This window comes from Amycolatopsis sp. NBC_01286 (genome assembly GCF_035982555.1).
GTDB lineage: Bacteria > Actinomycetota > Actinomycetes > Mycobacteriales > Pseudonocardiaceae > Amycolatopsis.
In genome coordinates, this window is record NZ_CP108428.1 from 4,566,201 (window position 1) to 4,587,884 (window position 21,684).

Below are 21,684 nucleotides of genomic sequence, written 5' to 3' on the forward strand. Positions count from 1 at the left end.
CCGCGGCGCGCTCGGGGCTGTGGTGCGCTCGACCCGTGGCGCCCCCTGGCCGCCGGGCCTGGCCCATGCGGCAAACTGGACTCTCGCTGGTCAGCCGGAGGGAGCCGAACGATGGACGAGGTCGCCAAGGCCGTGGAGGAATGCGCACGGGCTGCGAAGCTGGCCGCGCCGTCGCTTGCCGCCGCCAGTGCGGAGGCCGTCGACGCCGCCCTCGCCGGGATGGCCGAGCGGCTGCTCACGCACCGCGACGAGATCCTCGAGGCGAACCAGGCCGACGTCGAGCGCTCGAAGGCCGAGGGGATGAGCGCCGGTCTGCTCGACCGGCTCACCATCACCCCGGAGCGGCTGACCGGCATGGCCGAGCAGCTGCGGCTGCTCGCCGGCGCGCCGCACCAGGAGCGCTCGGTCGAGGTGTCCACGCTGGACGGCGGGCTGCGGCTGGTCGAACGGCGCCGTCCGGTGGGCGTGATCGGCGCGAACTACGAGGCGCGCCCGAACGTCACGGTCGACGTGGCGTCACAGCTGGTCAAGTCGCGCAACGCCGGCGTGCTGCGCACGGGTTCGGCCGCACTCGGCTCGGCGCAGCGGCTGCGTGAGGTGGTCATCGCGCCGGCGCTGACGGAGGCCGGCATCGACGCCGACTGCGTCCAGCTGGTGCCGCGCGTGGAGCGCGAAGCCGCGTCCGCGCTGGTGCGGCTGCCGGACCTGGTGCCGCTGGTCATCCTGCGCGGCAGCGGGGACAGCACCCGCGCCCTCGCCACCGAGGCCGCGGTCCACGGCGTGCGCACGCTCGCCCACGCCGACGGCGGCGGCGTCCTGTACGTCGACCGCGGCGCGGACGTCACCAAGGCACGCGACCTGGTCTTCGCCAGCCTCGACCGGCTGGGCGTCTGCAACCGGCTCAACCTGCTGCTGATCCACGAGAACATCCACGACGACGTCTGGCCGGGCATCGCCGACGCGCTGGCCGAGCGGGGAGTGACGCCTTCGCTGGCCCCGCACGAGCACGCGATCGGCTACGAGTGGGCCCTGGACTCCGACCGCGAGGCGACGGTCACGGTCGCCACGGTCGGCGCCCTCGCCGACGCCGTCGAGATCGCGAACGAGCAGACATCGGGCCTGGCCGCGGGCATCGCGACCGAGGACGAGGCCGCCGCCGACGCGTTCTTCGACGGCTACACCGGCACGGGCGTGTTCTGGAACGCCCCGACCCGCCTCCTGGACGGCTTCAAGCTCCTCGCGGTCCCGGAAACGGGCATCAACCTGGACAAGGTCCCCGGCCCCCGCGGCCCGGTGACGTACACGGACCTCTACGTCCGCCAGTACGCCGTCCTGCCCGCCTGACGACGACCCGCAACGAAGGACCTGCTCGGCCGCTATGGACGGCGGCCGAGCAGGAGCCTACTGGGATCCACAGAGCGACAGCACGCGGGGCGGAACCGGCAGGTCTGAAACCGCAGGCTGACCGCCGTGCCCCTGGCCACGCCTAGGATTTCTGGAATCGGCAGGTCTGAAAACCGCGGGCTGGCCGCCGTGCCCGTGACGGCAGCCAGGATCTCCGGAGTCGGCAAGTGTGGGACCGCGGGCTGACCGTCGTGCCGTTGACCGCGGCCAGGATCTCCGGAGTCGGCAGGTCCGGGACCGCAGGTGGACCGCCGTGCCCCTGACCACAGCCAAGATTGCGCGGGCCGTCGAGCAGCGCGTCGGACTGCCGTGCCGAGGCGGCTCCCGGAGCCGGAATCTTGCGGCTCCGACGCCCGCGGGGATGATTTCGCGAGGCCGGACAACTGCGCGCCGACACCTGCGGCGCCGGGACCTCGCGCATCGACCCCCGCGATGCGACCTTCCCCGGCGGTTCGACCCCGTGGTGCGAAACCTGCCGCGCTAGCGGCGGCGGCGCAGCTGCCGCACCGGGGCTATGCCGGTCAGCGTGTGCAGGTCGTCCGCTGTGTCGGCCGCGTTGGCGACCAGCTCCGGGCGGTCTTCCAGGTCGTGCAGGTGGCGGAAGATCGCCGTGGGGCCGTCGCCGACCGCGATGACCGCCACCAGGCGGCCCTCCGGGTCGCGGGTGAGGCCGGTCGTCACCGCTATCTCGCGGCCGACCGTGTCGAGCGTGGTGAGCGTCCGCTCCTTCTGCCAGCCTCGCGTGGTCATGTTCCCCTGCTCCGAGTTCGGGTGGTGACACGTCGTAGACGTCCCGATCGCCCGCGGTGTTACGGCCCGGCATACTGGATCGGGTGATCGACCGGCCGCACGTCCTGCTTTCCGCCGCGCAGTCCCTCGACGGCTTCCTCGACGACACCTCGCCCGAACGGCTCGTGCTGTCCACTGAGGACGACTTCGCCGTCGTCGACCGGCTGCGGGCCGAGGCCGACGCCATCCTCGTCGGGGCCGGGACCGTGCGGGCCGACAACCCGCGGCTGCTCGTCCGGTCGCCCGACCTGCGGCGGCGACGCCTGGAGCAGGGGAAGCCCGAACAGCCGGTCAAGGTCACCCTGACCACCCGCGGCCTCGATCCCGGCGCGCAGTTCTTCACCGTCGGGGACACCGAGAAGATCGTCTACGCCCCGCCCGGTGCCGCGGACCAGCTCAAGCACGTCGCCACCGTCGTCGACGCCGGCGATCCGCCCGACTTCGGCCGCGTCCTCGACGACCTCGGCGCGCGCGGCATCAAGAACCTGCTGGTCGAGGGCGGTGGCGGGATCCACACGCGGTTCCTCGCCGAAGGGCTCGCCGACGAGCTGCGGCTGGCGATCGCGCCGTTCTTCCTCGGGCAGCCGGACGCTCCCCGATTCGTCGGGCCCGGGCTCTACCCGCGGCCGTTGCGCCTCACCAGCGCCCGCGACCTGACCGGCATGGCGATCCTCGAGTACCGCGCGGCCGACGAGCCGACTGGCCGCGACGTCCAGCGGCTCCGGGAGGCCATCGCGCTCGCCGCCGAGTGCCCGCCGAGCCACACCTTCCGGGTCGGGGCCGTCGTCACCGATGCCGACGGCGAGGTCATCGCGACCGGGCACTCCGGGGAGGGCGATCCGCTCAACCACGCCGAAGAAGCGGCCCTCGCCAAGTGCGAAGGCGACCCACGGCTGGCCGGCGCGACCGTGTACAGCTCGCTCGAACCCTGCAGCAACCGCAGCTCGCACCCGCGCAGCTGCACCCAGCTGATCCTCGACGCCGGGATCCCGCGCGTCGTGTTCGCCTGGCGCGAGCCGCCGGTCTTCGTCGACGCCCAGGGCACCGAGCTGCTGCGGCAGGCCGGGCGGCATGTCGTCGAGGTGCCCGCGCTGACCCCGGAGGTCCAGCGCGAGAACACCCACCTGACCTTTTGACGAGCGAAGGCCGCCCCGGGAGAACCCGGGACGGCCTTCGGTGGAACAAGCTCAGCAGGCGCCGTTGTCGGTCCAGACGCCCCATTCGCCGGTCGTGCCCGGCTCTTCGCCCTGCGTCCACCACTTCGCGGTGAACTTGTGGCTGTTGTGCGAGACGGCGTCGTCCTTGACGTAGACCTTCGCCTTGTCCCACGCCGCCGCGGTGCAGGAGCCGCCGCCCGGGGTGGTCGGGGTCGTGGTCGTCGGCGGGGTCGGCGTCGTCTGGGGCGGGGTCGCGCCGGCGAAGCGGACGCTGAACTTCGTGAAGTCCCAGTCGTTCTGCGGCACGTTGCTGCAGACGCCGTTGTCGGTCGTGCCGACGCAGGCGCGGTCGCGGTTGACCGACCAGAACGTGAAGCGGCCCAGGCCGTGGCTGGTCGCGTAGTCGTACACGGTCTGGAAGTCCGCGGTGTAGAACATCTCCGACGCGTCCGACTTGCCGTTCATGCCGGAGAAGCCTTCGTGCGAGTACGCCGTCGCGCTGTCCCAGCCCATGTGCGACATCAGCAGGCCGTGCAGGGCCTCGAGCGCGGACACCTGCGACGAGCCGCCGTTGAAGCCGCCGTCGAACGGCATGATCGAGAAGTTGTTGGGGGAGAAGCCGATCGACTTCGCCTGGTCGAGCAGCTGCGTGCCGAACCAGCCGGTGCCGGCCGCGGTGCCCGGCATGGTCACCGACACGAACAGGCCGGGGTTGTTGGCCTGCAACGTCTTCGCCGCGCCGAGCTCGTTCGCGATGGCCGCGGTGTTCTCGTACTCCGGCTCTTCGAGGTCGAAGTCGATCGCCTTGAGCGAGTACTTCGAGATGACCTGCTGGTACGCGGCGGCGGTGGCGGCCACGGTCCCGCAGGTCTGGCCGAGCTTCGTGCCGCCGTAACCGCCGACGGACACCGAGACGTCACCGCCCGCGCCGCGGATCCGCGAGATCACGCCGGCGACGTTCGTGTCCGAGGAGACCGCGGCCGTGCCGTCCCAGGTCGGGCTGCAGCCGCCGCCGTTGGGCGCCAGGATGAACGCCAGCTGGAACGCCTTGAGCCCGGTCGCGTTCATCACGGTGACCGGGTCGGGAGGATTGTTGCTCACGGGCATCAGATACGGCGCCGCGGCGTACCAGTTGTTGCCCAGCGCCGCTGTCGCGGAGGGCGCGCCGATCACGAGACTCACTGCTGTACCGATGAAGGTGGCGGCGGCGAGCCCGACGGCGGCCAGTCTGCTTCTGCGCATGATCTGTCCTCCCGGTGGGGTTCGAGGGTGGTCAGATCATTGGACTAGACCATTTCAAAGTCAAGACGAAGGCGGAGTTACGGGCGAAACCCGAGAAATGTCGCATTCCGAAGACGACGAAAGGCGGTTGCGCCACCGACGCAACCGCCTCCGTCAAAGTCATTCAGCCCAGATCACCCGAAGGCAGGCCCCCACCCTCCACCGGGGGGCGTGCCCTGGTCCAGTCTATCGGTGGGGCACGACGGGAAGCCGTGATCCGGGCGGGAAGACGAGGGTTGTCCACACCCTGATCGAGTGAGGACAACTGCGTCACTCCGACTCCAGGTCGCCCTCCAAGGACAGGTAGACCTCGCGCATTTGGGCCAGCAGCTCGGGGTCCGGCTCCTCCCACAGGCCGCGGTCCGCGGCCTCGTTCAAGCGCTCCACGATTCCGCGTAGCGCCCACGGGTTCGCCTTGCGCAGGAACTCCTGGTTCGTCTCGTCCAGGACGTACGTCTCGGTCAGCTTCTCGTACATCCAGTCGCCGACCACGCCCGCTGTTGCGTCGAAGCCGAAGAGGTAGTCCACCGTGGCCGCCAGCTCGAATGCGCCCTTGTAGCCGTGACGCCTCATGGCCGCCAGCCAGCGGGGGTTCACCACGCGGGCGCGGAACACGCGCGCCGTCTCCTCGCCCAGGGTGCGGGTGCGGACCGCGTCCGGGGTGGTGCTGTCGCCCACGTAGGACGCCGGGGCCGTGCCCGTCAGTGCGCGGACCGTGGCGATCATGCCGCCGTGGTACTGGAAGTAGTCGTCCGAGTCGGCGATGTCGTGCTCGCGAGTGTCGGTGTTCTTGGCCGCCACCACGATCCGCTTGTACGAGCTTTCCATGTCCTCGCGCGCCGGGCGGCCGTCCAGGTCGCGGCCGTACGCGAAGCCGCCCCAGACCGCGTACACCTCGGCCAGGTCCTTGTCGTCGCGCCAGTTGCCGGACTCCATCAGCGGCAGCAGGCCGGCGCCGTACGCGCCCGGCTTCGAGCCGAAGATCCGGGTCGTCGCGCGCCGCGTGTCACCGTGTGTAGCCACGTCGGCGTCGACGTGTGCTCGCACGAAGTTCTCCGCAGGGGGTTCGTCCAGGCCGGCTACCAGCCGTACCGCGTCGTCCATCATCGTGATGACGTGCGGGAACGCGTCGCGGAAGAAGCCGCTGATGCGGATCGTGACGTCGATGCGCGGGCGGCCCAGCTCGGTCAGGGGAATCGCCTCGATGCCGGTGACGCGCCGTGACGCCTCGTCCCACACCGGCTGGACGCCCAGCAGCGCCAGGACCTCCGCGGCGTCGTCGCCGGACGTGCGCATCGCCGACGTGCCCCACACCGACAGCCCGACCGAACGCGGCCAGTCGCCGGTGTCCTCGCGGTAGCGGCGCAGCAGCGAGTCCGCGAGCGCCTGGCCGGTTTCCCAGGCCAGCCGGCTCGGGATGGCCTTCGGGTCGACCGTGTAGAAGTTCCGGCCGGTCGGCAGCACGTTGACCAGCCCGCGCAACGGCGATCCGCTCGGCCCGGCCGGGATGTAGCCGCCGTCCAGCGCGTGCAGGATCGCGTCCAGCTCACCCGCGGTCGCGGCCAGCCGCGGCACGATCTCGTTCGCCGCGAACTCCAGGATCAGCCGGACCTGCTCGTCCGGGCCGCCCAGCTTGTCGTCGATGATGCCGCGCACCGCCGTGACGTCCCAGGAGCGCCACTCCATCGCCTCGATCAGCGAGCGCGCCGTCTTCTCGATCTTGTCCACTTCGGACGTCGGCGCGTCGGAGTTCTCCTTGAGTCCCAACGCCGACCGCAGCCCGGGGATCGCGCCTTGCTTGCCGCCCCAGATCTGCTGGGCGCGCAGCATCGCGAGCACCAGGTTGACGCGCGCCTCGCCGGTGGGCGCCGCGCCGAGGATGTGCAGGCCGTCGCGGATCTGGGCGTCCTTGACCTCGCACAGCCAGCCGTCGATGTGCAGCAGGAAGTCGTCGAACTCCGCGTCGTGCGGGCGCTGCTCGACGCCGAGGTCGTGGTCCAGCTTCGCGGCCTGGATGAGCGTCCAGATCTGCGCGCGCACCGCGGGCAGCTTGGCCGGGTCCATCGCCGCGATGTTCGCGTGCTCGTCGAGCAGCTGCTCCAGCCGCGCCATGTCGCCGTACGACTCGGCGCGTGCCATCGGCGGGATCAGGTGGTCGACGATCGTCGCGTGCGCCCGCCGTTTCGCCTGCGCGCCCTCGCCCGGGTCGTTGATCAGGAACGGGTAGATCAGCGGCAGGTTCCCGAGCACGGCGTCCGGCGCGCACGACGCCGAAAGCCCGGCCGTCTTGCCCGGCAGCCATTCGAGGGACCCGTGCTTGCCCAGGTGGACGACGGCGTGCGCGCCGAACTCCTCCTCCAGCCAGCGATAGGCGGCCAGGTAGTGGTGGCTCGGCGGCAGGTCCGGGTGGTGGTAGATCGCGACGGGGTTCTCGCCGAACCCGCGCGGCGGCTGGATCATGATGATGACGTTGCCGCTCTGCAGCGACGCCAGCACGATGTCGCCGTTGTCGACGTACAGCTCGCCGGGCGCCGGACCCCAGTGCCCTTCGACGCCTTCGCGCAGCTCCGCGGGCAGCGCGTCGAACCACTCCTGGTAGCGCGCGGCGGGCACCCGGATCGGGTTGCCGGCCAGCTGCTCCTCGGTGAGCCACTCCGGGTCCTGGCCGCCGGCGGCGATCAGCGCGTGGATCAGGGCGTCACCGTCGGGCTGGTCGGTGCCGGTCGGCTCGACGCCCGGAAACGCGTCCTTACCCAGGTCGTAGCCCAGATCCCGCATCCGCCGCAGCAGCTCGATGACCGACGCGGGCGTGTCCAGCCCGACCGCGTTGCCGACGCGGGAGTGCTTCGTCGGGTACGCGGACAGCATCAGCGCGACGCGCCGCTCCGGAGCGGGCGTGTGCCGGAGACGCGCGTGCGCCAGGGCGATCTTCGCGACGCGGGACGCGCGCTCGGCGTCCGGGATGTACCGCGGCAGCCCGTCTTCGTCGAGCTCCTTGAACGAGAACGGCACGGTGATCAGCCGGCCGTCGAACTCCGGGACGGCCATCTGGTTGCCCGCGTCCAGCGGGGAGAGGCCTTCGTCGCTCGCCGCCCACGTCTCGCGGTCGCTGGTCAGGCACAGCGCCTGCAGGATCGGGACGTCCAGCGCGGCCATCTCGGCGACGTCCCACGCCTCGTCGTCGCCCCCGGCGCCCACCTCGGACGGCTTCGTGCCGCCCGCCGCGAGCACCGTGACCAGCAGCGCGTCGACCTTGCCCAGCTCGGCCATCATCGCCGGCTCGCGCGTCCGCAGCGACGCCGTGTAGACCGGCAGCGCGCGCCCGCCCGCGGCCTCGATCCGGTCGGCGAGGGTGTGCACGAACGCCGTGTTCCCGGACAGGTGGTGCGCGCGGTAGTAGAGGATCCCGATGACCGGGCCGTCCGTGTGCGAAGGAGGCCGATCGAGGATGCCCCAGCCGGGCTGCACGGCGGGCGGCTCGAAGCCGTCGCCGGTGAGCAGGAGCGTGTCGGAGAGGAACCGGTGCAGCTGCGTGAGGTTCGCCGGGCCGCCTTGCGCGAGGTAGGCGTGGGCCTCGGCGGCGATGCCCGCCGGGACGTTCGAGAGCTTCATCAGCTCGGCGTCCGGCGTCTGCTCCCCGCCCAGGACGACGACGTGCGCGCCCGAGGAGAGCAGCGTGTCGAGGCCCTCCTGCCAGCTCCGCGGGGTGCCGAGGATGCGGACGACCACGATGCGCACGCCGTCGAGCAGGCCCGGCAGCTCGGCGACGTCGAGCCGCGAGGGGTTCGCCAGCCGGAACTCGCCGTCGCACGAACGCGCGCTGAGCAGGTCGGTGTCCGAAGTGGACAGAAGCAGGATCACGAGGTTCCTCCTCGGGGTCCGCGCCCCGGGTAGACGGGCGCGCCGGCCGGAGTTCCTGGCTTCCCGGAGAGCGGGCTCTCCGGTGACAGTGGCGGGACCGCCCCGGACTCTCACCGGGTTCCTCCACCTGCCGACGCGTGGGTATCGGACTTACTCTCCGGTGCGCCCGGGCGTGGCGTCAAGGTGACGTGCACGGCTACCGGGTCGGTAGCCTGGTGGCCGGGCTACAGGATCGGGGTAGGGCCACGGTGGATTCCTTCCTCCACGACTTCACCGACGCGCAGTCGAGCCGCCACCCGTACCGCGTGCCGACCGCGGCGGAACTCCGGATCGCCGAAACGGGGTTCGCCGCGTTCCTCGACCGGCGGCCGCACAACCTCGCCGAGCTGGGGTTTTCCGTCGAGGACGACACCCTGGTCGTGCAGGAGCCCGGCACCGAACGCGCGTGGGGGCTCTACGTCGTCGACCGGTCTGCGCCGCCCTCGCTGGTCGTCGAGGTGCCGCACGCCTCCTCCGACCTGCGGACCGAACGGCTCGGCCTGGCCCTCTTCCGCGAGACGCCCGGGGCCGTGCTCGTGGTCGGGGGCGCGCACCGCCGCCGGGAGGACCCCGCGCACGAGACCCGCAGCGTCTTCCACGTCGTGACGACGCTGCTCGCCCGGCGCGGCCTGCCGCAGGTGCAGCTCCACGGCTTCGGCGACGCCACCCTGACCTCGGCCGACGTCGTGCTCTCGGCCGGCGCGGCCGAGGCCGGCGACGCGGCCCGCCGGGCGGCGGACCGGCTCACCGCCGACGGCTTCCGCGTCTGCCGGGCCTGGGCCGAGCCCTGCCGGGGCCTGGCCGGCACCACGAACGTGCAGAGCCAGGCCGCCGCGGGCACGCCGTTCCTGCACGTCGAGCTCAGCCGCACGGTCCGCGAGACCCGCCGCGCCGACGTCGTGCGCGCGCTGGTGGACGCCGACCTCCGCAAGCCCTAGGCGGACCGCTCTCCCAGCCGCGGGAACGGCTTCGTCGAGAACAGGACCTCGACGTTGACCTCGAAGAAGTCCGCGATCCGCAGGGCCAGGTAGAGGCTTGGGCTGTACTCGCCGCGCTCGAGGTAGCCGATCGTCTGGTAGTGCACGCCCAGCGCGTCGGCCAGCTCGCGGCGCGAGATCGACCGCTCCGCGCGCAGCATCGCGATCCGGTTGTAGACGACCTCGCTCATGACTCACCCCACACGCTGCATGGCCTTCTCCCGCCTTTCGGCCACCGACGAACCCGACTCGCGCCGCGCCATGCGGCGGAGCAGGACCGGGGCCAGGGCCAATCCGATCACGGACCACGCGACGAGCACGGCGAGGGTCGGCAGCGGCCGCCACGAATGGCCGATCTCGGCGACGACCGCGCTGTCCGGCAGCAACGCCGAGCGCATGCCGAGCCCCAGCCAGTACATCGGGAACACCTGCGCGATGCCCTGGACCCAGACCGGCAGCGCGATCACCGGGTAGAAGATCCCGGAGATCGCGCCCAGCCCCATGACCGGCAGCACGATCAGCCCCGTCGACCGCGGGCTGCTGATCAGCGAACCCAGCGCGGCCCCGATCGGCAGGGTCGCGAACAGCCCGAGCACCAGCACCCCCAGCAGGTGCAGGTAGGACCAGAGGCCGTCGGGCCCCAGCGACGGGTACAGGAACAGGCACGGGATCAGGACCACCAGCAGCGACGCCCCCTGCCCGAGCGACAGCGTCGTGGTCTTCCCGACCAGGTAGCCGAGCATGCCGTTCGGCGTCGCCTTCGCCCGCAGCAGCGTGCCGTCCTCGCGGTCGATGACCAGGTAGCTCGCCGCGCCGGTGAGCCCGGTGAACACGATCCCGCCGCCGAGCACGCCGGGCACGGTCGCCGCGCCGAGGGAGAACCCGGTGCCGGGCACCGTGGCGTCGCGCATGAAGAACACCACGCCGAGGAAGAGCGCGGCGAAGACGATCTGGCCGAAGACGTCCTCGCGGTTGGTCCAGGTCTGCTTGAACTCGATCCAGCCGCGGGCCAGCCCGGCCCGCACCGCGACGGTGTTCATCGCGCACCCGCTTCCTGGAGCCCGAGTTCCGTCTCGCCGTCGGTTTCGGCGCGGTGGACGAGTGTCATGTAGGTGTCCTCCAGCGACGCGCGGCGGACTTCGAGATCCGCCACCGCCTCGCCGTGCTGCTTGAACAGGTCGTGGACGTACTTCGTGGCCTCGGTCGTCGAGTGGACGAAGTGCCGGCCGTCGATCGTCCAGCGGACCTCGGCCTCGCCGGCGATCTGCCGGCTCAGCGCGTCGGCCGAGCCGTCGGCGATGATCCGGCCGCCGTTGAGGATGAGGATCCGGTCGGCCAGTTTCTCGGCTTCGTCGAGGTCGTGCGTGGTCAGCAGGATCGTGGTGTCGAGCTCGTCGGACAGCCGGTGCACCAGGTCGTGGAACTCGCGCCGGGCCTCCGGGTCGAAGCCCGCGGTGGGCTCGTCGAGGAAGAGCAGCTCCGGACGGCCGACGATGCCGATCGCGACGTCGAGCCGCCGCCGCTGGCCACCGGAGAGGCTCTTGATCTTCTTGTGCGCGTGGTCGGTGAGCCCGACCGCCGCGATCAGCTCGCCGGCGTCCCACGGCCGCGTGCACGCCGGTGTCGAGTACGGCGCGTAGTACCGGCCGAGGTGGGCGAGCAGTTCGCGGACGCGCCACTTCCCGTGGTCGCGCCAGGACTGGAGCACGACCCCCAGGCGGGCCCGCCAGTCCTCGCCGCCGTGGGCCGGGTCGACGCCCAGCACGCTCACCTCGCCGGCCGACCGCATCCGGAAGCCCTCGAGGATCTCGATCGTCGTGGTCTTGCCCGCGCCGTTCGGCCCGAGCAGGCACACGACCTCGCCTCGGTACGCCTCGAACCCGACGCCGTGCAGGACGTCGTTCGCGCCGTAGCGCATCCGCAGCCCGCTCGCGCGGACCACGGGATCCGCTGGATCTCTCATGACCTGACCCCCATCCGACTGATGCGATCAAATGTAGCACATCTGCTACATTCGGTCGGACTTGTGGTGCACCCGGAACTTGACCGGCGGTCATCCGGTTCGCGGGGCATGGGAACTTGGCTGGGGCTGGCCCTTCCGGGCGGCGTGGTGATCCTGCTGGTCATGGCCGCGATCGAGCTGCGGCCGCGCAAGAACGGCTCGCGGTTCAAGGCGCGGCTGTCCGCGACCTACGTCGAAGAGACCACCGCGTTCCTCTACGGCACCAAGCGGCGTGAGCTGGAACACCGGGAAACGATGTCCATGCTCGTCGAGCAGGACGCCGACGGCGCGCCTCCCCGGCGTGACGTGGACCTGGACGCCGGAACGGCCGTGCTGCGCCCGCGTCCGGCCACGAAGGAGCCCGGGAACCGCGAGTTAGAGTGACCTCATGCCGACCCCCGCGCGTGTGCGAGCCGACGCGTGCCCCGGTGTTTTCGCCACCCACGACGCCGCGGACGGCCCGTTGGCGCGGGTCCGGCTGCCCGGGGGTGCGGTTTCCGCCGTGCAGCTGCGGGCGCTGGCCGACTGCGCCGAAGCGTGCGGCGACGGCGACCTCCACCTCACCTCGCGCGGCAACGTCCAGCTGCGCGGGGTGACCCGGCCCGGCCTCGCGGGCCGGCTGGCCGACGCGGGCCTGCTGCCGTCGCCGTCGCACGAGCGGGTCCGGAATGTCCTCGCCTCACCGTTGAGCGGCCTGACCGGCGGGCTCGCCGACGTCCGCGGGCTGGCGGCCGCGCTCGACGCCGTCCTGTGCGCGACGCCGGAGCTGGCGTCGCTGCCCGGGCGGTTCCTCTTCGCGTTCGACGACGGACGCGGTGACGTCGCCGGCGAAGGCGCCGACGTCTGCTGGCGCGCGACCAGCTCTTCCGAAGGAACCCTGCTGCTCGCGGGCGGCGACACCGGACGTCGAGTGGCTCTGGGCGACGCCGTCTCGACGCTGATCGACGTCGCGCTGGAGTTCCTCCGAGTGCGTGGATCCGCCTGGCGCGTCGCCGAGCTCGACGACCCGGCGTGGCGCGGGACGCCGGCGCCGCGGGTCGACGTCCAGGTCCCGGTCGGGATGCTCTCCGCGTCCGCCGCAGGGGTGGTCCCGAGGTTCGGGCAGCTCTCGGCCGCGCAGGCCCGCGCGCTGGCCTCCTGCGGGCCGGCGCTGGTCACGCCGTGGAAGTCCGTGGTGCTGCCGGACGCGCCCGTCGACGTCTTCGAGCGGCTCGGCTTCGGCGGCGAGCCGCTGGGCACGAGCGCGTGCATCGGCCGTCCGGGCTGTGTGAAGTCGCGCGCCGACGTCCGCGCCGACGCCGTGTTCCGGCCCGGGCTGCGCGCGCACTTCTCGGGTTGTGAGCGGCGGTGCGGGAAGCCATCGCAGTCCACTGTGGACGTTGTCGCCGAAGCGGGCGGCTACCGGGTCGACGGCCGGTGGGTGCCGTTCGAAGAGCTGAAAGGAACGCTGTGATCGACTACCTGCGGGACGGTGCCGAGATCTACCGGCACTCGTTCGCCACGATCCGCGAGGAAGCGGACCTGGCGATCCTGCCCGACGACGTGGCCGGCCTGGCGGTCCGGATGATCCACGCCTGCGGCATGGTCGATCTGGTCGACGACGTGCGGTACACCCTCGACGTCGTCGAGTCCGGCCGCGCCGCGCTGGAGGCGGGCGCGCCGATCCTGTGCGACGCGCAGATGATCGCCAGCGGCGTCACCCGGCGTCGCCTGCCCGCGGGCAACGACGTCGTCTGCACGCTGTCGGACCCCAGCGTGCCCGGCCTCGCCGAGCGGATGGGCACGACGCGCTCGGCGGCGGCGCTGGAACTGTGGCGCGACAAGCTGCCCGGCTCGGTCGTGGCGATCGGCAACGCGCCGACCGCGCTGTTCCGCCTGCTGGAGATCCTGGACGAAGGCGTCGGCGCGCCCGCGGCGATCATCGGCGTGCCGGTCGGGTTCGTGGGCGCGGCGGAGTCCAAAGTGGAGCTGGCGAAGCGGGCGCCCGCGCCGTACCTGGTGGTGCACGGACGTCGTGGCGGCAGCGCGATGGCCGTCGCCGCGATCAACGCGTTGGCGAGCACCGAAGAATGACCGGCACGCTGTACGGCGTCGGGCTCGGTCCCGGCGACCCGGAACTGATGACGGTCAAGGCCGCGCGGCTGATCTCGGAAGCCGCGGTGATCGCCTACCACAGCGCGCGGCACGGCCGGAGCATCGCGCGGTCGGTGGCCGAGCCGTACCTGCGTGCGGGGCAGATCGAGGAGAAGCTCGTCTACCCGGTCACGACCGAGACGACCGATCACCCCGGCGGTTACGAAGGCGCGATCGCCGACTTCTACGAGCTGAGCGCGAAGCGGCTCGCCGAGCACTTGGACGCGGGCCGCGACGTCGTCGTGCTCTGCGAAGGCGACCCGTTCTTCTACGGCTCGTACATGTACATGCACGAACGGCTTTCCGGCCGGTTCGCCGCCGTGGTCGTGCCGGGGGTGACGTCGGTGAGCGCGGCGTCGTCGGTGCTCGGCCGCCCGCTGGTCCAGCGCGACGAGGTCCTGACGATCCTGCCGGGCACGCTGCCCGCGCCGGAGCTGGCCCGGCGTCTCGCGGACACCGATGCGGCGGCGGTGGTGAAGCTGGGACGTACGTTCGGTTCGGTGCGGGAGGCGTTGGCGGAGGCCGGGAAGCTCGACGACGCGTTCTACATCGAGCGCGCGACGTGGGGGGAGCAGCGGATTTCGCCGTTGGCGGACGTCGATCCTTCGACGGTGCCGTACTTCTCGCTGGCGTTGCTGCCTTCGCCGGCTTACGCGTCGCGGCAGGCTCCCGCGGTTGCTCCGGTCCCTTCGACGGCCACCGGTGAGGTCGTCGTGGTCGGTCTGGGTCCCGCCGGTCCGGAGTGGCTGACGCCGGAGGCCTTGGCGGAACTGGAGGCGGCGGAACACATCGTCGGGTACGGGCCGTACGTCGCGCGGGTGCCGCAGAAGGCCGGGCAGCAGCGGCACGCTTCCGGCAACCGGGTCGAGGCGGACCGTGCGGTGGAGGCGTTGTCCTTGGCGGCCTCCGGTGGGCGCGTGGCCGTGGTGTCCTCGGGCGATCCGGGGGTGTTCGCGATGGCGTCGGCGGTGCTGGAGCAGGTGTCTTCGGGCCACGGCGCGGGCGTCCGGGTCCGGATCGTCCCGGGCGTGACGGCGGCCCAGGCGGCGGCGTCCCGGGTCGGCGCGCCGCTGGGGCACGACTACTGCGTGCTCTCGCTGTCGGATCGGTTGAAGCCGTGGGAGATCATCGAGAAGCGCTTGGACGCGGCGGGTGCGGCGGATCTGGTGCTGGCGCTGTACAACCCGGCTTCGCGCACCCGGACGACCCAGCTCGCGGACGCCCGCTCTGTCTTGCTGCGGCACCGCACACCGTCGACTCCGGTGGTGGTGGCCCGCGACGTCGGCGGCCCGGAGGAGGACGTCCGCATCACGACGCTGGGCGAGCTGGACCCGTCCACTGTGGACATGCGCTGCCTGCTGATCGTCGGCTCCTCCCGCACCCGAGCAGAGAACGGCATCGTCTGGACGCCGCGCAGCTACTGAAGTCCGTGAATGCCACATTGAGAGACCTAGTGTCCCTCGATGTGGCATTCACGGACAACGTCAGCGGGTGGGGTCCTTGCCGTTCGGCTGGCTCGGGCCCGGGCCCGGGGACCACCAGCCGGGCACCGTTTTCTCGCCGTGGATCACGGTCGGGGCGATGCCTTCGGTGAACGGTTCGATCTGCAGCAGCTGGCCCCACGACTGGCTCGGCTGGCCGATCAGGTAGCTCGGCACCTCCGGCTCCTCGGCCAGTTCCTCGAGCCAGCCGATCGGGCCGCCGTTGGTCGAGGACGCCCACTCCGCCTCGTCCGCCAGCCCGCCCGCCGTGATGCGGTACTCCGGGACCTGCGAGATCCCGTCGTGGGACATCACCGGCTGGGCGCACGGGTACACGAACGACGCCGGCCAGTCGATGTACACCGGCTTCGAGCCGATCTTGTCCGTCAACGTCGTGAACGTCGGGACGCGCGGGGCCGACGCCGCGATCCAGCCGTCCTCCGTGAGGTCGTTGTCGACGATGTTGATGCGCAGCGCGTTCGTCTCCTGCGGGAGGTCGCGCAGGTTGATGCGGGTGTCGTTCCAGCCACCCGTGCCCCCGCCCGGCGGGAGCACGAACTGGCTGCGCAGGATCTTCACGCCCTCGGGGGTGTTGACGCCGTAGTCGAGGCTGACCGACGTCGGCCGGCGGGACGCGCCCGCCGTCGCCACCACGACCTGGCCGTCCGCGGGCTTCTCCGTCAGCGCGTACCAGTCGCTGCGCAGGCGGCCCGCGCGCGTCTCGGGGTCGAGGTAGCTCGACCACATCGGCACGTTCTCCGGCGTGAACCCGTGCGGCGGCTCCGCCAGGGGGTCCTTGTCGTCGACCGAGCGGGTGTGGAAGCCGGTCTGGACGCGACCGTTGTCGCGGTCGGGGTTGGGCAGCGGCGAGTTCTCCGGCGGCTTGGTCTCGTCGGGGACCGTCCGCTGCTCGGACTGCGGGTGCAGGATGCTCGTCGCCGCGTCGCGCTCCACCATGACGTGGTCGGAGAGGTTGCAGCTCTTGCCGAACAGGTGCCCGACGTTCGCCGCGCCCAGGCTGTAGCTGCCGGCCTGGTTGTGGATCGCCCACGCCATCGTGACGAACTCGCCGCCCGCCACCAGGCCGCAGACCACCACCAGCGACAGCGAGCCGAGCCGCAGCGCGCGCAACCGGCCTTCCTGCACCGGTGGCGCGGCGGTGGGCCGGTGCGCGCGGACGTTCTCGACGAACGCGTACACCCCCGCGATCGCGGCCGCCACCAGCAGGATCGTGGACAGCGGGATGCCGCCGATCGACGGCGCCACGTTCGTCCACTGGACGCCGAGGCGCGAGACGAACCAGTACGTGTTCGGCCCGGTCGCGGCCAGCGCGCCGACGACCAGCAGCCCGGCCAGGAACGCGGCGCGGTTGCGTTTGGACCGCAGCACGGTCGAACTCGTCGCGAGGGCCGTCAACGCCGCCATCGACGCCCCGACCGCGGCGAACGCGCCGAAGTGGTGGGTCCACTTCGTCGGCGTCAGGGCCAGGAGCAGGAAGAACAACGCCGTCGTGCCGATCAGGCGGCGCGCGGGGCCGAGCGACGCGCCCTGGATGCGGCCGCGGCGCAGCAGCATCACCAGGCAGGTGGCGGTGCACAGCACGATCAGCAGCACCGGGAACCGGCGTGGCGCCGAGCCGTCCGGCAGGTCGGCGAACAGCAACTGGTAGCGCGCGAGCTCCTGGAACCACGACAGGTTCGGGCCGACCTGGGTGCGGATCCGGGTCGCCTCCTGGACCGTCGCGAACGTCTGGTCGGCGAACACCACGACCAGCACCAGCAGCCCGGCCGCGGCGACCGGCGCGAGCACCGGCAGCCAGCCGTTCTCGTTGGCGCGCTGGCGGATCAGCTTGAACAGCGGACGCGCGGCGACCAGGTACGGCGCCACCGCGATCAGCCCGGTCGGCGTCGCGGCCAGGGTGAACCCGGCCGCGGTCAGGCCGAGGCACAGCGGCAGCAGCCGCCGTGTCACCAGGGTGCGTTCGACGGCGCAGATCGCCAGCAGCGAGCCGAGCGCGGCGACCGGTTCGGGCCGGACGCCGTTGTTGTAGGGCATCCACCAGACCAGGAACACCGTCGCCGCGGCCCAGCTGGCCGGGCGGCTGGTGCGGACCTGGGCGCCCAGGCGCGGCATGACCTCGCGGCTGATCAGCAGCCAGCACAGGACGCCGAGCAGGAACGACGGCAGCCGGATCCACGGCGGCACCACGCTGACGTGCGCCATCAGCTCGAACACGTGGTAGAACCAGCCGAACGGCGCCTCGGCGACGCCGAACCAGCGGTGGTAGTTCGTCAGGAACCCGGTCTGCTCGGTGACCCGCGCCATCGTGAGGATGTAGCCGTCGTCCGAGGTCACGGGCCCGATGAAGACCCACGCGCCGAGCGCGGCGATCACCGTGGCGTCCCGCATCGTCAGCCGCCACCAGCCGACCGGCGCCCAGCGCGGGGCGCGGCGGGCGAAGCCGGAGTCGCGGCGCCAGACCGCGATCATGCAGCCGATCAGCGACAGCACGGCCAGCACGCCGACGGTGATCTTCAACGCGGTCGGCGACGTCTGGTACCGGGTGTCCGGCACGACCGAGACGTGCAGCCCGGCGATCGGGTCCTTGCTCGAGTTGATCGAGGAGTAGATGCCGACCACGCGCGGGCGGACGTCGCCGTCGGCGTGGAACACCGGCGTCCCGGCGACGGCCAGGGTCATCTGCTTCGCGTCGACGTCCAGCTCGACGTCGCACTTCTCGGCCGGCAGCGGCTGCTGGGCGATCTGCTGGCCCTGGCTGGAAGCGATCAGCACCCCGTTGTCGACGCGCAGCTGCATCCCGACGCCCTTGCCGGACTTCGGGTCGGTGCGGCCGTCGGGCACGGTGGCGAACAGGAGGCCGGGGCCGTTCGTGCGGGCGTCGACCGAACGGACGGCCGCGCACGGCAGCTCGGCGCGCAGGTCCTGGGCCCAGTACCCGGTCAAGGGCGCGTTGACGGAGCGGGTGTCGCTGCCGGTCGGCCAGACGACCTCCGCCGTGTCCTGCACCACCGGCAGGAAGGGGAAAGCCAGCGCGCACAGGGCCGAGAGCAACCCCAGCGCTACGGCAATCAGACGCATCGGCGCAACGCTAACGGGTCAGACCGAGGCGGTTCACCCAGACCCCGGGTCACGCGGCGTGAACCGCCCGTGGTGTATCGCCCCGGCCAGGGGACGGCGGCTGCGCCACCCGTGGCGCTCCAGGTCGGGCACGGTTTCGAGCCGGCTGACCGGGCCGGTGCACAGCCACGCGACGGGCCGCACGCCGTCCGGGATGCCGAGCAGTTCGCGCAGGAACGGCTCACGGTAGAAGCTCACCCAGCCGACGCCGAGGCCTTCGGCGGTCGCGGCCAGCCAGAGGTTCTGGATGGCCAGGCAGACCGAGTACAGGCCGGCGTCGGCGATGGCGTGCCGGCCGAGCACGTCGGGCGCGCCGCGCGCGGCGTCGTAGGTGACGACGATGCCGAGGCTCGACTCGAGGATGCCCTCGATCTTGATGTTCGCGAAGGTGCCGGCGCGCTCTTCGCTGAGCTGTCCGGCGAAGACGTCCCGCTCGTCGTGGACGTGCTTCGCGAACCGCTCGCGGGTCGCGTGGTCGTCGACCAGCACGAAGTCCCACGGCTGGCTGAGCCCGACGCTCGGCGCGGCGTGCGCGGCTTCGAGGATCCTCATCAGCGTCGCTTCGGGGATCGGCTCGCCGGTGAACTCGCCGCGGACGTCGCGGCGCTTGCGCAGGACTTCGTAGAACTCTTCGATCATCGGTTCAGCACCCATTCGACGGCCTCGGGCCCGGTCGCGGCGGTCTCGGTCACCGGCCTCGGCGGTCGCCGGACCAGCAGCACGGGCACGCCCAGCTCGCGGGCGGCTGTGAGTTTGGCACTGGTCAGGTCGCCACCGGAATCCTTCGTGACGAGGACGTCAACCCGGGTGAGCAGTTCGCGCTCGCTGTCCACTTCGTACGGTCCGCGCGCGAGGAGCAGTTCGTGGTGCCGGGGCAGCGGCGGTTCGGGCGGGTCGACGCAGCGGATCAGGAACCAGAGGTCGTCGAGGTGTGCGAAGGCGGGCAGTCCTTGGCGGCCGCTGGTGAGGAAGACGCGTTTCCCCAGTTCAGGGAGTTTCCTGGCGGCGTCGGGGAGGTCGTCCGCCCAGTGCCAGACGTCGTTTTCACCGGCTTCCCAGCCGGGCCGGGCGAGCCGCAGCAGCGGGATCTTCGTGAGTTCGGCCGCCTTCGCCGCGTTGGCGCCGATGCGCTCGGCGAAAGGGTGCGTCGCGTCCACGACAGCGCGTACGTCGTTCTCGCGCAGCCAGGCCGCGAGACCGTCCGCGCCGCCGAAGCCGCCTACGCGCACTTCGCCGACCGGGAGCCGTGGCCGCGCGACGCGTCCCGCCAGGGAAGACACGATGCGCACTCCGCGGTCGGTCAGGTCCGAAGCGAGCTTCCGCGCTTCGCCCGTCCCGCCGAGGATGAGGATCACGAAGGACGTCCGTAGCCGACGGCTTCCCGCCAGCGGTCGAGCGTCCGCATGTTGGCCAGCGTCTCCGCCCAGGTCAGCTCGGGCGCCTGCCGGTCACCGACGTGCGCCGCGACGTGATCCGCTTCGCGTGCGAAGAGCCCCTGGCTCGCTTCGATCTCGATGACCTGGGGTTCTCCGCCGAGCGGGGTGAGGACGATCTGCGACGTCACGGGCTTGCGCAGCGCGTGGATCCACGCCGGCCGCGGCACGTGCAGCTGTCCTCGGCTGCCGTAGACGTGGATGCCGTCCTCCTGCGCGAGCCGGAACCCGCACGAAAGCCGCGCGAGGATGTCGCCGGGCAGCCGCAGCAGGCCGGTCGCGTACTCGTCGACGCCGGTCGCGGAGAGCTTTGCCATCCCCGTCACCTCTTCCGGCTCCACGACGTCGACGCCGAGCGCCGCCTGCGCGACCAGCCGCGCCAGCGACGTGCAGTAACAGCCGACGTCGAGGATCCCGCCGCCGCCGAGCGCGAGGTCGCCGAGCCGAGCCACCTCGCCACCTTCACCGTCTTCGCTGGCGTAGCTGAAGGTGACGTCGACCGCGCGCACCTCGCCGATCGCGCCGGACGAGATCAGCTCGGCCAGCCGCCGCGTCTGCGGGTGCAGCCGGTACATGAACGCCTCCATCAGGAAGACGTCGTGCGTGCGGGCCGCGGCGATGACCTCCTCGGCGTCGGCGGCGGTGACGGTCAGCGGCTTCTCGCACAGCACGTGCTTGCCCGCTTCGGCCGCCGCGATCGCCCATTCCCGGTGCATCGGGTGCGGCGTCGAGACGTACACCGCGTCGACCTCCGGGTCGGCGAGGAGGTCTTCGTAGCTGCCGTAGGCCTTCGGGATCTCGAAGCGCGTCGCGAACTCGCGCGCCCGGTCGGCGGACCGCGCGGCGACCGCGGTCAGCACGCCGTGCTTGCTCTCGTCGACGCCCGCGGCGAACTCGGCGGCGATGGTCCCGGCGGCCAGCAGGCCCCAGCGCAGGTGCGTCACAACGACTCCGGTTGGTTCGCCCGGTCGCGGGCACTGGAATAGAGGAAGCTGTCCGGAAACCCGGCCGCGGCGAGCACCCGGCCGACGAAGATGGTCGCCGCCCGCGTCATCCCGGCCGCGCGGACCAGCTGCGGGAGTTCGCCGAGCACCCCGCGCACGACGGTTTCGCCGGGCTGGCTCGCGAGCGCCACGACGGCGACCGGGCAGTCGGCGCCGTAGTGCGGGGCGAGTTCGCCGGCGACCCGTTCGACGTGGTTGATCGCCAGGTGCAGCGCGAGGGTCGCCCCGGTGGCGGCGAACGCGGCCAGCGTCTCGCCCGGCGGCATCGCGGTCGAGCGGGCCTGCACGCGTGTGATGATCAGGCTCTGCCCGACCTCCGGCACGGTCAGCTCCCGCCCGAGCACCGCAGCCGACGCGGCGAAGGCGGGCACGCCGGGCACGATCTCGTACGGCACGCCGGCGGCGTCGAGGCGTCGCGCTTGCTCGGCGACGGCGCTGTAGAGCGACGGGTCGCCAGAGCACAACCGGACGACATCGTGCCCGGCCCGGTGCCCTTGGACCAGCTTCTCGACGATCTCGGCAAGGCTGAGGTTCGCCGTGTCCACCAGCTCCGCGGACGGCGGGCAGTACGCGAGCAGGTCGGTGGGCGTCATGCTGCCGGGGTAGAGGCAGCCGCCGCAGCGAGCCAGCAGGTCACGCCCGCGCACGGTGATCAGGTCCGCGGCCCCGGGCCCGGCACCGACGAAGTACACGGTCATCGGCTGCTCTCCGGGGTGCGGGCCGCGGTGGCGCAGCCGGTCGTTCGCCGTGCGCGGTGGGCACGGACCGAGGCGGCGTGGCCCGACGGTCGCCATGCGCTGTGGGCACGGACCGAGGCGCCGCGGCCGGGCGGTCGCCATGCGCTGTGGGCACGGACCGAGATGGCTTGGCCGGTCGGTTGCCGTCGCCCGCAGCTGCGGGCCGCGATGGCGCGGCCGGACGTTGGCTGTGCGCCGTCGGTGCGGACCGAGGTGGCGTGGCCAGACGTTGGCCGTGCGCCGCGGAT

Annotated in this window: 18 protein-coding genes and 1 riboswitch; of the genes, 7 read left to right on the top strand and 11 right to left on the bottom strand. The window is 72.1% G+C overall.

Annotated features, from left to right (window positions below; all coding sequences use genetic code 11):
- Nucleotides 1-111 precede the first annotated feature (111 nt).
- Entirely contained in the window at nucleotides 112-1,344 is a 1,233-nt protein-coding gene (locus OG570_RS22005) for an aldehyde dehydrogenase family protein (RefSeq protein ID WP_326958908.1), read from the top strand.
- Nucleotides 1,345-1,884: 540 nt separating this feature from the next.
- On the opposite strand, the gene OG570_RS22010 is transcribed toward OG570_RS22005, so the two are convergent.
- The gene (locus OG570_RS22010) at nucleotides 1,885-2,154 is read right to left on the bottom strand and encodes a hypothetical protein (protein WP_247055940.1); all 270 of its coding nucleotides are present in this window, start codon (nucleotides 2,152-2,154) and stop codon (nucleotides 1,885-1,887) included.
- Between the two features lie 83 nt (nucleotides 2,155-2,237).
- Between OG570_RS22010 and OG570_RS22015 the strand changes: the two genes are divergently transcribed.
- The gene (locus OG570_RS22015) at nucleotides 2,238-3,329 is read left to right on the top strand and encodes a dihydrofolate reductase family protein (protein ID WP_326958910.1); all 1,092 of its coding nucleotides are present in this window, start codon (nucleotides 2,238-2,240) and stop codon (nucleotides 3,327-3,329) included.
- 51 nt (nucleotides 3,330-3,380) lie between these two features.
- Here OG570_RS22015 and OG570_RS22020 read toward each other — a convergent pair whose 3' ends face one another.
- Nucleotides 3,381-4,592 (bottom strand): chitinase, encoded by a 1,212-nt coding sequence (locus tag OG570_RS22020; RefSeq protein WP_326958912.1) that lies wholly within the window; start codon nucleotides 4,590-4,592, stop codon nucleotides 3,381-3,383.
- A gap of 309 nt (nucleotides 4,593-4,901) precedes the next feature.
- A complete protein-coding gene (gene cobN, locus OG570_RS22025) occupies nucleotides 4,902-8,492 on the bottom strand; it encodes a cobaltochelatase subunit CobN (RefSeq protein WP_326958914.1) in 3,591 nt (1,196 codons plus the stop codon).
- A 49-nt stretch (nucleotides 8,493-8,541) separates the two neighbouring features.
- Nucleotides 8,542-8,616: riboswitch (cobalamin riboswitch) on the bottom strand.
- Nucleotides 8,617-8,740: 124 nt separating this feature from the next.
- Between cobN and OG570_RS22030 the strand changes: the two genes are divergently transcribed.
- On the top strand, nucleotides 8,741-9,469 hold the full coding sequence (locus tag OG570_RS22030; protein WP_326958916.1) for a hypothetical protein: 729 nt from the start codon (nucleotides 8,741-8,743) through the stop codon (nucleotides 9,467-9,469).
- On the opposite strand, the gene OG570_RS22035 is transcribed toward OG570_RS22030, so the two are convergent.
- From OG570_RS22035 to OG570_RS22045, 3 genes are read right to left on the bottom strand one after another with little or no spacing between them, the layout of a single operon-like run.
- Nucleotides 9,466-9,699, bottom strand: a complete 234-nt coding sequence (locus tag OG570_RS22035; RefSeq protein ID WP_326943654.1) for a helix-turn-helix transcriptional regulator — start codon at nucleotides 9,697-9,699, stop codon at nucleotides 9,466-9,468. The genes OG570_RS22030 and OG570_RS22035 overlap by 4 nt on opposite strands.
- Nucleotides 9,700-9,702: 3 nt before the next feature.
- Nucleotides 9,703-10,548 (bottom strand): ABC transporter permease, encoded by an 846-nt coding sequence (locus OG570_RS22040; RefSeq protein ID WP_326958917.1) that lies wholly within the window; start codon nucleotides 10,546-10,548, stop codon nucleotides 9,703-9,705.
- Nucleotides 10,545-11,471: an ABC transporter ATP-binding protein gene (locus OG570_RS22045; protein WP_326958919.1), complete on the bottom strand. Its 927-nt coding sequence runs from the start codon at nucleotides 11,469-11,471 to the stop codon at nucleotides 10,545-10,547. The genes OG570_RS22040 and OG570_RS22045 overlap by 4 nt, the downstream gene beginning before the upstream one ends.
- A gap of 108 nt (nucleotides 11,472-11,579) precedes the next feature.
- Here OG570_RS22045 and OG570_RS22050 point away from each other — a divergent pair, with 108 nt between their 5' ends.
- The 4 genes from OG570_RS22050 to OG570_RS22065 are packed head-to-tail and all read left to right on the top strand — an operon-like array spanning nucleotide 11,580 to nucleotide 15,067.
- On the top strand, nucleotides 11,580-11,894 hold the full coding sequence (locus tag OG570_RS22050; protein WP_326958921.1) for a DUF6191 domain-containing protein: 315 nt from the start codon (nucleotides 11,580-11,582) through the stop codon (nucleotides 11,892-11,894).
- A gap of 4 nt (nucleotides 11,895-11,898) precedes the next feature.
- Entirely contained in the window at nucleotides 11,899-12,963 is a 1,065-nt protein-coding gene (locus OG570_RS22055) for a precorrin-3B synthase (RefSeq protein ID WP_326958923.1), read from the top strand.
- Nucleotides 12,960-13,583, top strand: coding sequence for a precorrin-8X methylmutase (locus OG570_RS22060; protein WP_326958925.1), 624 nt, complete (start codon nucleotides 12,960-12,962; stop codon nucleotides 13,581-13,583). The genes OG570_RS22055 and OG570_RS22060 overlap by 4 nt, the downstream gene beginning before the upstream one ends.
- Nucleotides 13,580-15,067, top strand: coding sequence for a precorrin-2 C(20)-methyltransferase (locus OG570_RS22065; protein ID WP_326958927.1), 1,488 nt, complete (start codon nucleotides 13,580-13,582; stop codon nucleotides 15,065-15,067). The genes OG570_RS22060 and OG570_RS22065 overlap by 4 nt, the downstream gene beginning before the upstream one ends.
- 60 nt (nucleotides 15,068-15,127) lie before the next feature.
- Here the strand turns inward: OG570_RS22065 and OG570_RS22070 are convergent, their stop codons facing one another.
- The 5 genes from OG570_RS22070 to cobM are packed head-to-tail and all read right to left on the bottom strand — an operon-like array spanning nucleotide 15,128 to nucleotide 21,397.
- Nucleotides 15,128-18,223, bottom strand: a complete 3,096-nt coding sequence (locus OG570_RS22070; RefSeq protein ID WP_326958929.1) for an arabinosyltransferase domain-containing protein — start codon at nucleotides 18,221-18,223, stop codon at nucleotides 15,128-15,130.
- A 33-nt stretch (nucleotides 18,224-18,256) separates the two neighbouring features.
- Complete coding sequence (gene bluB, locus OG570_RS22075) at nucleotides 18,257-18,901, bottom strand: 5,6-dimethylbenzimidazole synthase (RefSeq protein WP_326943646.1); 645 nt, start codon at nucleotides 18,899-18,901, stop codon at nucleotides 18,257-18,259.
- Complete coding sequence (locus tag OG570_RS22080; protein WP_326958931.1) at nucleotides 18,898-19,617, bottom strand: cobalt-precorrin-6A reductase; 720 nt, start codon at nucleotides 19,615-19,617, stop codon at nucleotides 18,898-18,900. Before OG570_RS22080 ends, bluB begins: the two co-directional genes overlap by 4 nt.
- Nucleotides 19,614-20,639, bottom strand: coding sequence for a Gfo/Idh/MocA family protein (locus OG570_RS22085; RefSeq protein ID WP_326958933.1), 1,026 nt, complete (start codon nucleotides 20,637-20,639; stop codon nucleotides 19,614-19,616). Before OG570_RS22085 ends, OG570_RS22080 begins: the two co-directional genes overlap by 4 nt.
- The gene (gene cobM, locus OG570_RS22090) at nucleotides 20,636-21,397 is read right to left on the bottom strand and encodes a precorrin-4 C(11)-methyltransferase (RefSeq protein WP_326958934.1); all 762 of its coding nucleotides are present in this window, start codon (nucleotides 21,395-21,397) and stop codon (nucleotides 20,636-20,638) included. Before cobM ends, OG570_RS22085 begins: the two co-directional genes overlap by 4 nt.
- Nucleotides 21,398-21,684: the final 287 nt, after the last annotated feature.